Source organism: Hydrogenophaga flava NBRC 102514, from assembly GCF_001571145.1.
In the GTDB taxonomy this organism is placed as follows: Bacteria; Pseudomonadota; Gammaproteobacteria; order Burkholderiales; family Burkholderiaceae_C; genus Hydrogenophaga; species Hydrogenophaga flava.
This window is the reverse complement of the sequence record NZ_BCTF01000009.1, coordinates 121,810-136,668: the sequence shown is the minus strand read 5'-3', so window position 1 is coordinate 136,668 and position 14,859 is coordinate 121,810. Positions and strand designations below refer to the sequence as shown.

The window sequence follows — 14,859 nt, the reverse complement described above, 5'->3', positions numbered from 1 at the left end:
GGCTGCCCTTTGTGGGTGCGGCCAATGTCCCAGCCAAGCGTCTCAGATCGTCATTCATGCTTGCATTTGTTTTACGACGCATGGCCCAGGCGGTGCTCGTCATGGTCAGCGTGGCGTTCATCGCCTTCATGCTGTTCCAGTATGTGGGTGATCCGGTGGTGTTTCTGCTGGGCCAGGACGCCACGCCGGAGCAGATCAGAAACCTCCGCGCCGATCTTGGGCTGGACCAGCCCGTGGTGGTGCAGTTCTGGCACTTCCTGGTCAATGCGGTGCAGGGCGAGTTCGGCATCAGCCTGCGCCAGGGGGCCAAGGTCTCGCGTCTGATCGCCGAGCGCCTGCCCGCTACCGTGGAACTGGCGCTGGTGGCTGCCTTGCTCTCGCTGTTGCTGGGCATTCCGATGGGTGTGTATGCAGCCCTCAAGCGCGGCACCTTTGTAAGCCAGCTCTTCATGACCGTCTCGCTGCTCGGGGTGTCCCTGCCGACATTCCTGATCGGCATCCTGCTGATCCTGGTGTTTGCTGTGAACCTGGGCTGGTTCCCGAGCTTCGGTCGCGGTGACGTGGTGCAGCTGGGGTGGTGGAGCAGCGGGCTGCTCACCGCCAAGGGATGGCACCACATCGTCCTGCCGGCGCTGACCCTGGCGATTTTCCAGCTCACGCTGATCATGCGGCTGGTCCGGGCGGAGATGCTGGAGGTGCTGCGCACCGACTACATCAAGTTCGCCCGCGCCCGTGGGCTGACCAACCGGGCGGTGCACTTCGGCCATGCGCTGAAGAACACTCTGGTGCCCGTGATGACCATCACTGGTCTGCAGCTTGGCGGCCTGATCGCCTTTGCCATCATCACCGAGACGGTGTTCCAGTGGCCGGGCATGGGGCTGTTGTTCATCCAGGCCGTGACCTTCGCCGACGTCCCGGTGATGGCGGCCTATCTCTGTCTGATCGCATTGATCTTTGTCGTGATCAACCTGGTGGTCGACCTGCTCTATTTCGCTGTCGATCCCCGTTTGCGCATTGAAAGGGCCGGAGCCCACTGATGATGCCCCACACCTCCCGCATCCGTGCCCATGGCCGCGCGTTCGCCCACATCGCGGCCATGCACCCTGAACTGACGGCGCTGCGCCGCGAGCTGCACGCCCACCCGGAACTCGGTTTCGAGGAGCACTACACCGCCCGGCGGGTGGTCGAGTCCCTCAAGGTCTGCGGTGTGGACGAGATCCACACACAGATCGGCAAGACCGGCGTGGTGGCGCTGATCCACGGGCGCCGCCGGGACAGCGGGCGGATGATCGGCCTGCGCGCCGACATGGACGCGCTGCCAATGACCGAGCTCAACGACTTCGCCTGGAAGTCGACGCGGCTGGGCCTGATGCACGGCTGCGGACACGACGGGCACACCGCCATGCTGATCGGCGCAGCGCGCTACCTGGCCGAGACCCGGCGCTTCGACGGCACGGCCGTTCTGATTTTCCAGCCGGGTGAGGAAGGCTTTGCCGGCGCCAAAGCGATGATCGAAGACGGCCTGTTCGAGCGCTTTCCGGTGCAGTCGGTCTACGCCATGCACAACTGGCCGCAGATGCGGCCCGGCACGGTGGGCGTGAATCCGGGGCCGATGATGGCCGCGGCCGACCGCATCACCATCGAGGTCACCGGCAAGGGTGGCCACGGTGCGCACCCCTACCTCACGGTGGACCCGGTGCTGGTGTCGGCCCACATCATCACGGCCGTGCAGAGCATCGTCTCGCGCAATGTGCGGGCCATCGACAACGCGGTCATCAGCCTGTGCTCGATGCAGGCAGGCGATCCAGGGGCCTTCAGCGTGGTGCCCGGCAAGGCGACGATGGTGGGGACTGTGCGCACCTTCAGTCCCGAGATCCAGTCGCTGGTCGAGCGGCGGCTGAACGAGGTGTGTTCCGGGGTGGCGCTGGGCCTGGGGGCTTCGGCGCATGTCCGCTACGAGCGCATCTACCCCGCCACCATCAACACGCCCGACGAGGCCCGGTTCGCCACCCGCGTGGCGCGCGAACTGGTGGGCGACGAGCATGTGGACGCGGAGATGGATCCGAGCATGGGGGCCGAAGATTTTTCCTTCATGCTGCAGGTCAAGCCCGGCGCCTACCTGCGGCTGGGGCAGGGCGGGGAAGGCAGCTGCTTCCTGCACAACAGCCGCTACGATTTCAACGACGAGGTGCTGCCGCTGGGCGCGGCCCTGCACGCCAGCCTGATCGAACAGGGCATGCCCCTGTCCGAAGAAACCCCCTGAGCTTTCATCCAACCGACCAGGAGAAACCATGAACTTCAAGCATTCGCTGATCGCCTCCATCGCGCTGGCCGCCATCGCGGGCACGGCGGTGGCGCAGACGGTGCGCATCGGCAACCAGGGCGACGCCTTGTCGATGGACCCGCACTCGCTCAACGAATCCCTGCAGCTGAGCGTCACGGGCAACGTCTACGAAGGGCTCGTGGGCCGGGACAAGGACCTCAAGCTCGTGCCGGCACTGGCCACCAGCTGGAAGCAGACCTCGCCGACGGTGTGGCGCTTCGAACTGCGCAAGGGAGTGAAGTTCCACGACGGCAAGCCGTTCACGGCCGATGACGTGCTGTTCTCCTTTGCCCGAGCGGCGGGCGAAGGGTCCGACATGAAGAGCTACACCAACGACTTCAAGGCCGTCCGCAAGGTGGGTGAGTCCACGATCGAGATCGAGACGACAACGCCGTTCCCCATCCTGCCCGACCTGCTGGCGCTGGTCTACATCATGAGCAAGCCATGGGCAGAGGAGAACCAGGCCACCCGGCCAGTGGACCGCCGCAAGGGCATCGAGAACGCGGCCTCCTTCCGCTCCAACGGCACCGGCCCGTACCGCCTGCGCGAGCGCCAGCCCAACGTGAAGACCAGCTTTGTTCGCAACGGCAGCTACTGGGGCAAGATCGAAGGCAACGTGGTGAACGTGGAGTACACGCCGATCGGCAACGACGCCACCCGCGTGGCCGCCCTGCTGTCCGGCCAGGTGGATGTGATCGAACCGGTGCCGCTGCAGGACGTGGCGCGCATCAACGCCAGCGGCAAATCCAAGGTGCTGCAGGGGCCGGAGCTGCGCACCATCTTCCTGGGCATGGACCAGAAGCGCGACGAGCTGCTGTACTCCAGCGTGAAGGGCAAGAACCCGTTCAAGGACAAGCGCGTGCGCCAGGCCTTCTACCAGGCCATCGACATCAACACCATCCAGCGCGTGGTGATGCGGGGCGCCTCCAAGCCCACGGCGCTGATGGTCGGCCCCGGCATCAACGGCTTTGATGCTGCGATGAACACCCGCCTGCCCTACGACCCCGAGGCCGCCAAGAAGCTGCTGGCCGACGCCGGCTACCCCAGCGGTTTCGAGGTGGCGATGAACTGTCCCAACGACCGCTATGTGAACGACGGCGACATCTGCCAGGCTGTGGCCGCGAACCTCGCGAAGATCGGCGTGAAGGTCAACCTGCAGGCCGAGACCAAGGGCACCTATTTCCCCAAGATCCTCAAGCGCGACACCAGCTTCTACCTGCTGGGCTGGACGCCGGGCACCTACGACTCGCACAACGCGCTGAACGCGCTGATGCGCTGCGTCGACGACAAGGGCAGTGGCCAGTTCAACCTCGGCGCCTACTGCAACCCGAAGGTCGACGAGCTGACCAACAAGATCCAGTCGGAGACCGACAAGCCCAAGCGCGACGCGATGATCAAGGAGGCGTTCAAGCTGCATGCCGACGATGTCGGGCATCTGCCGCTGCACCAGCAGGCCCTGGCCTGGGGCGTGGCCAGCAACGTGCAGCTGGTCCAGCTGGCGGACAACTTCATGCCGTTCCGCTTCATCTCGGTGAAGTGATCGGCTGAGCCTTGATCGCCGCCATTCGACGCTGGCTAGACGGCGACGTCGGCCACAGCTTCCGCTCGTCGCCCACCGCCATGGTGGCGGCGCTGATCGCCTTCGTCTGCGTGTTCTGCTCGGTGTTCGCCCCCTGGGTGGCGCCGCACAACCCCTTCGACCTGGCGACGCTGGAGCTGAGCAATGCGCGCCTGCCGCCGGCCTGGATGGAGGGCGGCAACCCCGCCTTCCTGCTGGGCACGGAGGACCAGGGGCGCGACATCCTGTCGGCGCTGATGTACGGCGCCCGCATCTCGCTGGCGGTGGGCCTGACCTCGGTCGTGCTGTCGGTGCTGATCGGGGTGCTGCTGGGCCTGCTCGCCGGTTTCCTCGACGGTTGGGTGGACGCCTTCCTCATGCGCCTGTGCGACGTGATGCTCTCGTTCCCGCCGATCCTGGTGGCCCTGCTCATCGCGGGCGTGGGCCGGGCGCTGTTTCCCAACTCGCAGGACGAGCTCGCGTTCGGCGTGCTGGTGCTGGCCATCACGTTGACGGGCTGGGTGCAGTACGCACGCACGGTGCGCGGTTCCACCCTGGTCGAGCGCAACAAGGAGTATGTGCAGGCCGCGCGGGTCACGGGCGTGCCGCCGCTGCGCATCATGCGCCGGCACGTGCTGCCCAACGTGATGGGGCCGGTGCTGGTGCTGGCCACCATCCAGGTGGCGACCGCCATCATCATCGAAGCCACGCTGTCCTTCCTCGGCGTCGGCGCGCCGATCACTGCGCCCTCGCTGGGCACGCTGATCCGGGTCGGCAACGACTACCTGTTCTCCGGCGAGTGGTGGATCACGGTATTCCCCGGCGCCATGCTGGTGCTGATCGCGCTCTCGGTGAACCTGCTGGGCGACTGGCTGCGCGACGCCCTCAACCCCAAACTTCGATGAGCCTGCTGCAAGTCAAGAACCTGGTCGTCGAGTTCCCGCACCGCCGCGGCACGCTGCGCGCGCTGGACGATGTGTCCTTCGACATCGCGCCCGGAGAGATCCTGGGCGTGGTGGGCGAGTCGGGCGCGGGCAAGTCGCTCACGGGCGCGTCCATCATCGGCCTGCTGGAGCCGCCGGGGCGCATCGCGGGCGGCGAGGTGTTGCTTGAGGGGCGCCGCATCGACAACCTGCCGTTTGCCGAGTTGCGCAAGGTGCGCGGGCGGCGGATCGGCGCGATCTTCCAGGACCCACTGACCTCGCTGAACCCGCTGTACACGGTGGGTCGCCAGCTGACCGAAACCATTCGCACCCACTTGCCGGTGAGCCAGGCCGAGGCGCGCGAGCGGGCGATCCAGCTGCTGCGCGACACCGGCATCCCGGCCGCCGAGCAGCGCATCGACCACCACCCGCACCAGTTTTCCGGTGGCATGCGCCAGCGGGTGGTGATCGCGCTCGCGCTGGCGGCCGAGCCCAAGCTGATCGTGGCCGACGAGCCGACGACCGCATTGGACGTGTCGATCCAGGCGCAGATCATCACCTTGCTCAAGACCATCTGCCGCGAGCGCGGCGCGGCGGTGATGCTGATCACGCACGACATGGGCGTGATCGCCGAGACCTGCGACCGTGTGGCCGTGATGTACGCCGGCCGCGTGGTCGAGATCGGGCCGGTGCACGACGTGATCCACCGGCCGTCGCACCCCTACACCGCAGGCCTGATGGCCTGCATTCCCGACATGACCCAGGACCGCGAGCGCCTGCACCAGATCGACGGCGCCATGCCGCGGCTCAATGCCATTCCGGCGGGCTGCGCCTTCCATCCGCGCTGCGACCGCGCGTTCGACCGCTGCCATGCGCAGCGGCCCGACCTGATGGCGGCCGGGACGACGCGGGCGGCGTGCTGGTTGCATGCCGATGCCACAGGAGGCTCGTCGTGAGCGATGCCACCGCTGCGCAGCCGCTGGTGCGCGCCACCGACCTGGCCAAGACTTTCGACGTCTCGGCGCCCTGGCTCAACCGCGTGCTGGAGCGGCGCCCGCGCCAGCTGCTGCGCGCGGTGGACGGGGTGAGCTTTGACATTCAGCGCGGCCAGACGCTGGCGCTGGTGGGCGAATCAGGCTGCGGCAAGAGCACCGTGGCCCGCCTGCTGGTGGGCCTGTACGCGCCGACGCGCGGCGGCTTCCAGTTCGACGGGCAGGACGCGCACGCCGCGTTCAGGACGCCGCAGGGGCGGCAGCTGCGGCGCCGCATCCAGATGATCTTCCAGGACCCGTACGCCAGCCTGAACCCGCGCTGGCGGGTGCAGGACATCGTGGCCGAGCCGCTGGTCGAGCATGGCCTGCTCTCGGGGGCCGGCGAGCTGCGCGAGCGGGTGGGCGAGCTGCTGCAGTCGGTGGGGCTGTCACCGCTGGACGCGTCCAGGTTCCCCCACCAGTTCTCGGGCGGGCAGCGCCAGCGCATTTCCATCGCGCGCGCCCTGGCCACACACCCGGAGTTCCTGGTCTGCGACGAGCCGACTTCGGCGCTGGACGTGAGCGTGCAGGCGCAGGTGCTCAACATCATGAAGGACCTGCAGCGCCGGCAGGGCCTGACCTACCTGTTCATCAGCCACAACCTGGCGGTGGTGCGGCATGTGAGCGACCAGGTGGGGGTGATGTACCTCGGGCGCTTGGTGGAACTGGCCGACAAGCACACGCTGTTCGACAGCCCGCGGCACCCGTACACGCGCATGCTGCTGGACGCGATTCCGAAGATCCACGACACCGGCCGGGCGCGCACGCCGGTGCAGGGCGAGGTGCCGAACCCGCTGGACCCGCCGGCCGGGTGTGCGTTCAATCCGCGCTGTCCGCATGCGAACGAACGCTGCCGGGTTGAGAGGCCGGTGTTGCATGCCATTGGCGGTGTGCGGGTGGCCTGCCACGCGGTTGAAGAGGGGCGGATCTGATCGGAGGCGGGTGGGCGTTGGCGCGGACGACGGGCGTTCCCCTCCGCGAATGTCCCCCGGCCCGCTGCGCGGGCCTCCTCCTTTATTTCGCTGCGGGGAGCACCCGCCGTCCTCCTGTGCTTCCTGCCCGCACGGTCATGCGTACCTTTTGCTCCGGAGGTTGTTCTTCATTTCCTTCAGCAGCGGCTGCAGTTTGTTGCCGCCGATGCGCAGGGCCAGGCAGGTCGCCACCACGTCGATCACCATCAGGTGCATCAGGCGCGAGGTCATGGGGCTGTAGCGGTCGTAGCCTTCGGGGTGGTCGGCGGCCAGGTGGATGTGGCCGGCTGTGGCCAGGGGCGACCCGCTGGCGGTGACGGTGATGACGGTTGCGCCGTGCTTGCGCGCGATGTCGGCGGCGTCCATCAGGTCGCGCGTGCGGCCCGAGTTGGAGACGGTCACCAGGCAGTCGCCCGGACCCAGCAGCGAGGCGCTCATCACCTGCATGTGGCCGTCGCTGTAGGCGATGGCGTTGATGCCCAGGCGGAAGAACTTGTGCTGCGCGTCCTGCGCCACGATGCCCGAGTTGCCGGCGCCGTAGAACTCGATGCGGCCCTTGTTCTTGTAGGTGGTCAGCAGCGCGTCGACGGCCTTCTCTATGGAGTGCGTCGAGGCGTCGTTGCGGTACTTGAGGAAGGCCGCCACCGTGTTGTCGATCACCTTGACCAGCACGTCGCTGACCTTGTCGTCCACGTCCACGCTGCGGTGGATGAAGGGCACGCCTTCGCTGACGGTGCCGGCCAGCTTGAGCTTGAAGTCGGACAGGCCGTCGTAGCCCATGCTGCGGCAGAAGCGCACCACGGTCGGTTTGCTCACGTGCGCGCGGTCGGCCAGTTCGGAGACCGGCAGGCTGGCGAAGCTGCGCGGGTCGAGCAGCACGAGTTTGCCCACGCGTTGTTCCGCGGGCGCCAGTGAGGGCATGGAGGCTCTGATTCGGTCAAGCATGCGAAAATGGTAACCCAGTTACATCTTTCTGTGAAACCTCGACAACCCTGAGAGAGACCGATGAACCAGCTCGATGCCCTCAAGCAGCTCACCACCGTGGTCGCCGACACCGGCGATTTCAACCAGATCGCCGCCTATTCACCGCGCGACGCGACGACCAACCCGTCGCTGATCCTCAAGGCGGTGCAGAAACCCGAATACGCGCACCTGCTGCAGGACGCGGTGTCGAAATACGGCAGCCAGGGGAGCGATGAGGTGATGAACCGCCTGCTGGTGGCGTTTGGCATCGAGATCCTCAAGCACGTGCCCGGCCGGGTGTCCACCGAAGTGGATGCCCGCCTGAGCTTCGACACCGAGGCCACCGTGACGCGCGCGCGCCGCATCATCGACCTCTACCAGGGCGAGGGTGTGCATGTGGACCGCATCCTTATCAAGATCGCCTCGACCTGGGAGGGCATCCAGGCGGCGGCACGGCTGGAGCGCGACGGCATCCACACCAACCTGACGCTGCTGTTCTCGTTCTGTCAGGCCGTGGCCTGCGGCCAGGCCAAGGTGCAGCTGATCTCGCCCTTCGTCGGCCGCATCTACGACTGGTACAAGAAGCAGGCCGGCGCGAAGTGGGACGAGGCCGCTATGGCCGGCGCCAACGACCCGGGCGTGCAGTCGGTGCGCGCGATCTATAACTTCTACAAGAAGCACGGCATCGCCACCGAGGTGATGGGCGCGAGCTTCCGCAACGTGGGCCAGATCACTGCACTCGCCGGTTGCGACCTGCTCACCATCAGCCCCGACCTGCTGGCGCAGCTGCAGGCCAGCGAGGCCCCGCTGGCCAGGGCCCTGGACGCCGGCGCGGCCCATGCCATGGACATCCCGTTCGTGCAGTACGACGAGGCCGCCTTCCGCTTCGCGCTGAACGAGGACGCGATGGCCACCGAGAAGCTGTCCGAAGGCATCCGCGCCTTCGTGGCCGACACGATCAAGCTCGAAGCGATGATGCGCTGAGGGGCGGGGCCGCCGATCCACACCGGGCTCGGCCCGCTTCCCCATGGACTCCCTGCTCACCGCCGCCGCCCGCGCGCTGGCCGCGGGTGATGCACTGTCGGCACTCAAACGCGTGGCCTTGCGCCACGATGCGCCGGCCCTGGCCTTGCGCGGCATTGCGATGGCGCAGCTGGGCGACTACCCGCGTTCGCGCGAGCTGTTGCGGTTGGCCGTGCGGGGCTTCGGCGCGCGCGAGGCGCTGTCGCGGGCGCGCTGTGTCGTGGCCGAGGCCGAGGTGGCGCTGGCGATGCGCGAGCTGGCCGCGACGCCGCGCATGCTGCATGCGCTGGAGCAGGCGGCGGCCACGCTGTCAGCGCGCGGAGATGAGACCAACGCCTCGCAGGCGCAACTGGTGGCGGTGCGAGGCTGCCTGTTGATGGGGCGGCTGGACGAGGCCGCGGCCTGGCTGGCGCGGGTGGACGTGCCGAGCCTGCCGCCGTTGCTGGCGGCGGTGGCGGGCCTGGCCGGCGCGGAGTTGTCGTTGCGCTCACTGCGCACGGGCCCGGCGCGCGAGGCGCTGTTGCGCGCGCAGCGGGCGGCGCAGCGCGCGCAGGTGCCCGCGCTGCAGGCCGAGGTGGACGAAGCGCTGGCAGCGCTGGACCAGCCCGCAGCGCGGCGCCTGGGTGCGCAGGGCGAGGCGTTGCTGCGCCTGTCCGATGTGGAGACCCTGCTGGCGTCGCCCTCGCTGGTGATCGACGCCTGCCGCCGCGGCCTGAGCCTGGACGGGCGCTGGGTGCCGCTGGCCAGCCGGCCGGTGCTGTTCACGCTGGCGCAGGCCTTGGCCGAAGCCTGGCCCGCCGACGTGCCCCGCGAGGCATTGATTGCCCGTGCCTTTCGCACGCGCCGACCCGACGACACGCACCGTGCGCGCCTGCGGGTGGAGATCGGCCGCCTGCGGGCCTTGGCCGCAGGCATGGCGACCATCGATGCCACCGCGCGCGGCTTTCAGCTGCGGCCCGCGCACGGGCGGCCCGTGGTGGTGTTGGCCCCGCCCATCGACGGTGCACAGGCCTCGCTGCTGGCCCTGCTGGCCGATGGCGCGGCCTGGTCCACCTCGGCGCTGGCGCTGGCGCTGGGTGCGAGCCAGCGCACCGTGCAGCGCGCGCTGGCCGAGCTGCTGGTCGGGCAGCGCGTGCGCTGTGTGGGGCAGGGGCGGGCGCGGCGCTGGCTGGTGCCACCGATTGCTGCTTCCGCAGGATTCACGACGATCTTGTTACTCCCCACTGCGCTGCCGCTTCACTAGAGTGCTCCTCATGGCGCCGCTCCTGGCGCCTTCAACCAAGGAGCATCGATGAGCCGCAATCCTCCCCTCCTGGCCGCCGAGATCGTGCGTGAGTACGGTCCGTTCGACGGCTCTCCCACCGTTCACGGCGTCACACACGATGGTCAGCGCGTGTGGGCCGCCATCGGCCCGCGCATGGTGGCGTTCGATCCTGCAAGTGGCGAGACCGTGCAGCGCATCGAACAGGCCTGCGACGCAGGCACTGCGTTCGATGGCCAGCACCTCTACCAGATCGCCGAAGCGCGCATCGACAAGATCGACCCCGCCACCGGCCAGGTGCTGGCCTCCATCCCAGCGCCAGGTGGAGGCATGGACTCGGGCCTGACCTGGGCCGAGGGCAGCCTGTGGGTGGGCCAGTACCGGGACCGCAAGATCTTCCAGATCGACCCCGGCACCGGCCAAGTGCTGCGCACCATCGAGTCGAACCGCTTCGTCACCGGGGTCACCTGGGTGGACGGCGAGCTCTGGCACGGCACCTGGGAGGCCGAAGAGAGCGAGCTGCGCCGCATCGATCCGGTCGACGGCACGGTGCTGCAGCGCCTGCAGATGCCGGCGGGTACCGGGGTCAGCGGGCTCGAATCCGACGGCGGCGACCTCTTCTATTGCGGCGGCGGTGGCAGCGGCAAGGTGCGCGCGGTGCGCCGTCCCACGACCCGCCAGACCGCCTGATGCAGGGGCCCAGACAGACCGCGCCGGTCAGGGCCTGGCTGCCGCATCGGCATGGAGTCGGGCAAACCGCCACCGCAGGCGCTGGGTCATCGACCCGCCCGGCCCGAGCTGGCGCAGCCCGGGCTGGCCCGACAGGTGCACCGCGTCGATCGGGTGGCTGACCGGTTCCACGCAGAAGCTCGGCCCGGCCTCGGGCCGGAACAGCAGCAGGCAGCCATCGCTCGTCGGCGTGGTGTCTTCCACGGTCAGGGCCCAGCCGCTTTCCGGCCATTCGATGCGCGCCGTGCCGTCCCAGCCGGTGAAGGCGTTGTCGATCAGCGGCCCGTGGGCCTCGATGCCAGCGCTCAGGTCCCAGTCCGGTGGCACGGCCGTGTGGGCGCGGGGCAGGCGGTCGGGGTGGCTGAGCCAGACGCCGCTGACCCGGGCCTGCACCCGGGTGCCCGGTGTGCGCAGCAACCAGGGGTGCTGCCCGAGGCCGTAGGGCAGGGGCGCAACGCCCCGGTGGGTCACCGACAGGGTTTGTTCGATGCCGTCGGGCAGCAGCTGGTAGCGCTGCGTGGCGATGTAGTCGTAGGGGCTGCCCATGAAGTGGCGCGAGGACAGCCGCAGTTCGATCTGTCGCTCGTCGTGGGCGACCACATCCCAGGCCTGCAGCCAGCCCTCACCGTGGATGGGGCAGGCCTCACCGGCGCGGTTGGGCGCCAGCGGGTGGAACACGCCGTCCTGCTCGAAGCCGCCGCCGCTGATGCGGTTGGACCAGGGCACCAGGGGCAGCGAGGCCACGCTGAACGGATCGGGGTCGCCGAACCAGGGGCGCCAGAGGTGGAAGGGCACCTCGGGCTGGCGCGGCGCCGCGCCGGCCTGCGGGTGCAGCAGCCAGGCGGCGACACTGCCACCAAAGCCCGGCACCAGGCCCAGGCGCTGGCGCCCGTCGTCTAGCCAGTGCACGGTGTGGTCGCCGCAGCGGCTGGTGGGCACGGTCGATGTGCTGGCCGTCATCGCGCCCCCATCGACAGGCCGATGACGCGCTCGGCAACGCAGCGGCCCTGGACCTTGCCGCCTTCGATGCCGCTGCGGAAATGGATGCCGGCGTACATGCGGGAGATGGCCGCTTCGTCGGCCGCGGCCCGGAAGCTGGCGAAGCTGCGCGGGCCCCAGCCGCGGTCGTTGTGGGTGTTGTCGGTGAAGCGGGTGCTGGCGCCGAACTCGCGTTCGAGCACGCCGGCCGCGGCCGAGGACAGCACCGAGTGGCCGGACGGGTACTCGGGAAACGGCGGCGTGTGCATCAGCGTCGGGACCCACTGGCTGTCGATGGTCAGCTGCACCGCCGTCACCGGCCGCAACAGGTTGACCGTGTACTTGGTTTTCCAGGTGGCGATGAAGGCGTCGGCCATGGCCAGGTGCAGGCGCGCGTACACCTGGGCCGCGCGCGCCAGGCTGGCCTTGCCGGTCTTGAGCTGGTCGGTGGCGATGAAGGACCAGTGACCCGCAGGCGTGGGCGTTTTCAGCGGGTCGTCGGCCCAGTAGAGCGAGACCTGCCGCTGCTCCTGCGTGGCGGCCTGGCTGATGCGGTGGACCTCGGCGGTCTCGCGCTGGAAGACCGAGCCGGCCTCTTCGGAATAGGCGGGCGGTGGCGGCGCCGGGCAGGCGTCGGCGGCGGGCAGCGCGAACGGGCGCACCGTGCCCCACCAGGGCAGCAGCGCCGGGGCGTAGGCCGGCGGCGTGGGCGACCACTGGCCGGCGCCGCTGGGCGGCACGTAGTTGGCCTGGTGGCGGCGCAGCGGCCCCCAGGCCTCGTGGCCGCCGTCGGTGCGGGCCCAGGTCATCAGGGCCATCGCCATCAGCTTGCCGAAGGTCTCGGACCGCGTGCGCACCTCGGCGTTCACCCGCTGCGGGTCGAAGTCGCGCGCCAGCTTCTGCGGCAGGCTGCGTTCGAGCAGGTCGATGCGGTTTTTGTTCTCGGCGCTGGCGTGCGGAAACATCATGCGCGTCATGCTGGCCATCGCCGTGTGGGCCACGGTCGGCCAGTGCAGCGGCTCATCGGGCTGCGCCCAGGGCAGCGACTGCAGCTCGTTGAGCTGGCCGGCCAGGCTGCGCTGGCCCGGCAGGCCGGGCGCCACCGACTCGTACAGCGCCAGGCTGAGGTAGGCCAGCGCGCGCGAGGCCACCGGCGGGCTCATGCCCGGGGTCTGCTGGGTCAGCAGCAGGGCCAGGCCGAACCACTCGGTGGCGACCTCGGCGCTGTAGGCGTCGGCGGAGGGCATCGCCGCGGCGGAAGCTGCGGTGGGCGACTGGGCCCGGGCGGCAGGAACCGAGGCGCACAGCGCGGCCAGGCACAGCAGTCCGCGCGACAGGGGACGGCGGATCATGGCGCTCTCCATAGGTTCAGACCCGCAGGGGTGACGGTGTAGAAGCGGTCGGCCTCCACCGGCTGCCAGGCGCTCCAGCCGCCCTGCGGCCATTGCACCCGCAGCTGGGCGCGCTCGGCGCCGCCCAGGCCGAAGTGCATCCAGCCCAGGTGGCCGCTGGCGTGGCCGCCGCCCACGGTCAGCTCCTGCCGCTGCACCGGGGCGTTCTCGTCCGCGCCTTGCCGCACCTCCACCCAGGCGCCGATGGCGTCGCGGTTGCCGCCCTCCTGCTGCAGCCGCAGCTGCAGCCAGTGCGCGGGTGGCGTCGCGCTCGGTGGCAACTGGCGCCAGAGCTGCGCCCGGTCGCCGCGGTTGACCACCACCACGTCCAGCAGACCGTCGGCGTTGAGGTCGGCCACCATGCCGCCGCGGCCGCGCAGCACGCTGGCCAGCCCGGCGGTGTGGCCGGCCTCGACGAACTGGCCGTCGGCGCTCTGCAGCAGCAGGTTGTTCGGGTCCAGCGCCGCGAAGTCGGGCATGGACGAGACGTTGCCCTTGGCCACGAACAGGTCGGCACGGCCGTCGTTGTTGAGGTCGGCGAACTGCGCGTGCCAGGCGGTGGAGGGGCGCACGTCGCCGCCCACGTAGGGCCGGTGCGCGGTGGCGCCGCGCTTGAACGCGATGTCCATGTAGCGCGGCTGGGCCGCGCCGGCTTCCAGCGTCTGCAGCTTGTTGTCGGACATGCTGGTGAGGTAGAGCTCGGGGTAGCCGTCGCCGGTGATGTCCTGGCTGGCGATGCCCATGCCCCAGATCTGCAGGGGCTTCCAGCCGTCGGCCGGGCCCAAGCGCACCGGTTCGGCCCCGGGGGCGACGCGCCAGAGCTGTTCCTCGCCGCCCTTGTAGTACTCGCGGTCGTTGCTCACGCGCAGCGCGGCGCTGCCCGAGCGGTTCCAGTCGGAGAACAGCATCGACAGCGCGCAGTGGCCCGGTGTGAGCGGCTGCACGGGACCGAAGCCGCCGCCACCTGCCTTGGGCCGGATGAACAGCGTCGGCGTGCAGCTGCCCCAGGGAAAGTCGGGCTTGGCGCGGTCGACGTAGGTGCCGATGGCCAGCGTGGGCCAGGTCTGCCCGGCCTCCCAGGTGGCCGAGAAGGCGGTGTGCCAGCCGTTGCCGGTGTGCAGGTTCCAGGCCTCGTTGGCGCGCTCGAAGCGGCACTGGCCCTGGCCCCGGTACACCTGCACCTCCCCCACGCGCAGCACCACCAGGTCCGTCTGGCGGTCGCCGTCGATGTCCAGCGGGTAGGCGCCAATGGCATTGGTGGTCTCCAAGCCCGAGCGGAATTCCTGCAGCTTCAGCGCCCCGCCGCGCGCGCTGCGGTTGCGGTAGAGCCGGGCCTTGCCGACGCCGGCCGTCACGTAGAGCTCGGGCAGTCCGTCGTCGTCGCAGTCGAAGGTGGCGACGCCGCCGCCCACCATGTACTCGTCCTCGCCCTCGAAGCGGCTGAACAGGCCGGCGCTTTCGGTCTCTTCGACGAAGCGTGGCACCGCCGGGCTGGCGGCCTGCGCCCGCAGGGCGCCGGGCAACACCAGGAACAGGACCGCACAGAGGGCGGACAGCAGCGGGGAGAGGGGGGACACGGACAACCTTTTCGGGAGGAACCGGCACCGATCTTATTAAGTTCAATCATCAAACTATGTCGGGTTTGTCCCAATAGGAGCCGGCACCCGGGGCGGCGAATAATTAGTTTGTCGTTCGTACTAAATGGCTG

At 69.3% G+C, this 14,859-nt stretch carries 13 protein-coding genes; 9 read left to right on the top strand and 4 right to left on the bottom strand.

Features of this window, described 5'->3' with window-relative positions; all coding sequences use genetic code 11:
- Positions 1-56: 56 nt before the first annotated feature.
- Genes HFL01S_RS10060 through HFL01S_RS10035 form a run of 6 tightly spaced genes read left to right on the top strand, consistent with a single transcriptional unit; the run spans position 57 to position 6,767 of the window.
- Entirely contained in the window at positions 57-1,037 is a 981-nt protein-coding gene (locus tag HFL01S_RS10060; protein ID WP_066257946.1) for an ABC transporter permease, read from the top strand.
- Entirely contained in the window at positions 1,037-2,263 is a 1,227-nt protein-coding gene (locus tag HFL01S_RS10055; protein ID WP_066257944.1) for a M20 aminoacylase family protein, read from the top strand. The genes HFL01S_RS10060 and HFL01S_RS10055 overlap by 1 nt, the downstream gene beginning before the upstream one ends.
- A gap of 28 nt (positions 2,264-2,291) precedes the next feature.
- Positions 2,292-3,863 carry an ABC transporter substrate-binding protein gene (locus HFL01S_RS10050; RefSeq protein ID WP_066257943.1) on the top strand — a complete coding sequence of 524 codons (1,572 nt, stop codon included), beginning with the start codon at positions 2,292-2,294 and terminating at the stop codon, positions 3,861-3,863.
- Positions 3,864-3,877: 14 nt separating this feature from the next.
- Positions 3,878-4,786, top strand: a complete 909-nt coding sequence (locus HFL01S_RS10045) for an ABC transporter permease (protein WP_084383202.1) — start codon at positions 3,878-3,880, stop codon at positions 4,784-4,786.
- Positions 4,783-5,760 carry an ABC transporter ATP-binding protein gene (locus tag HFL01S_RS10040; protein WP_066257939.1) on the top strand — a complete coding sequence of 326 codons (978 nt, stop codon included), beginning with the start codon at positions 4,783-4,785 and terminating at the stop codon, positions 5,758-5,760. The genes HFL01S_RS10045 and HFL01S_RS10040 overlap by 4 nt, the downstream gene beginning before the upstream one ends.
- Positions 5,757-6,767, top strand: a complete 1,011-nt coding sequence (locus HFL01S_RS10035; RefSeq protein ID WP_066257937.1) for an ABC transporter ATP-binding protein — start codon at positions 5,757-5,759, stop codon at positions 6,765-6,767. Before HFL01S_RS10040 ends, HFL01S_RS10035 begins: the two co-directional genes overlap by 4 nt.
- Positions 6,768-6,902: 135 nt before the next feature.
- Here HFL01S_RS10035 and HFL01S_RS10030 read toward each other — a convergent pair whose 3' ends face one another.
- Complete coding sequence (locus tag HFL01S_RS10030; RefSeq protein WP_066257936.1) at positions 6,903-7,751, bottom strand: MurR/RpiR family transcriptional regulator; 849 nt, start codon at positions 7,749-7,751, stop codon at positions 6,903-6,905.
- 60 nt (positions 7,752-7,811) lie between these two features.
- Between HFL01S_RS10030 and tal the strand changes: the two genes are divergently transcribed.
- The 3 genes from tal to HFL01S_RS10015 are packed head-to-tail and all read left to right on the top strand — an operon-like array spanning position 7,812 to position 10,743.
- Positions 7,812-8,753: a transaldolase gene (gene tal, locus HFL01S_RS10025; protein WP_066257935.1), complete on the top strand. Its 942-nt coding sequence runs from the start codon at positions 7,812-7,814 to the stop codon at positions 8,751-8,753.
- A gap of 43 nt (positions 8,754-8,796) precedes the next feature.
- A complete protein-coding gene (locus tag HFL01S_RS10020; RefSeq protein WP_066257933.1) occupies positions 8,797-10,035 on the top strand; it encodes a DNA-binding protein in 1,239 nt (412 codons plus the stop codon).
- Positions 10,036-10,083: 48 nt separating this feature from the next.
- A complete protein-coding gene (locus HFL01S_RS10015; RefSeq protein WP_066257931.1) occupies positions 10,084-10,743 on the top strand; it encodes a Vgb family protein in 660 nt (219 codons plus the stop codon).
- A gap of 27 nt (positions 10,744-10,770) precedes the next feature.
- Here the strand turns inward: HFL01S_RS10015 and HFL01S_RS10010 are convergent, their stop codons facing one another.
- From HFL01S_RS10010 to HFL01S_RS10000, 3 genes are read right to left on the bottom strand one after another with little or no spacing between them, the layout of a single operon-like run.
- Positions 10,771-11,742, bottom strand: a complete 972-nt coding sequence (locus HFL01S_RS10010; RefSeq protein WP_066257927.1) for an aldose 1-epimerase — start codon at positions 11,740-11,742, stop codon at positions 10,771-10,773.
- Positions 11,739-13,112, bottom strand: coding sequence for a vanadium-dependent haloperoxidase (locus tag HFL01S_RS10005; protein ID WP_066257925.1), 1,374 nt, complete (start codon positions 13,110-13,112; stop codon positions 11,739-11,741). Before HFL01S_RS10005 ends, HFL01S_RS10010 begins: the two co-directional genes overlap by 4 nt.
- Positions 13,109-14,728 (bottom strand): CRTAC1 family protein, encoded by a 1,620-nt coding sequence (locus HFL01S_RS10000; RefSeq protein ID WP_245644774.1) that lies wholly within the window; start codon positions 14,726-14,728, stop codon positions 13,109-13,111. The genes HFL01S_RS10005 and HFL01S_RS10000 overlap by 4 nt, the downstream gene beginning before the upstream one ends.
- Between the last annotated feature and the right edge of the window lie 131 nt (positions 14,729-14,859).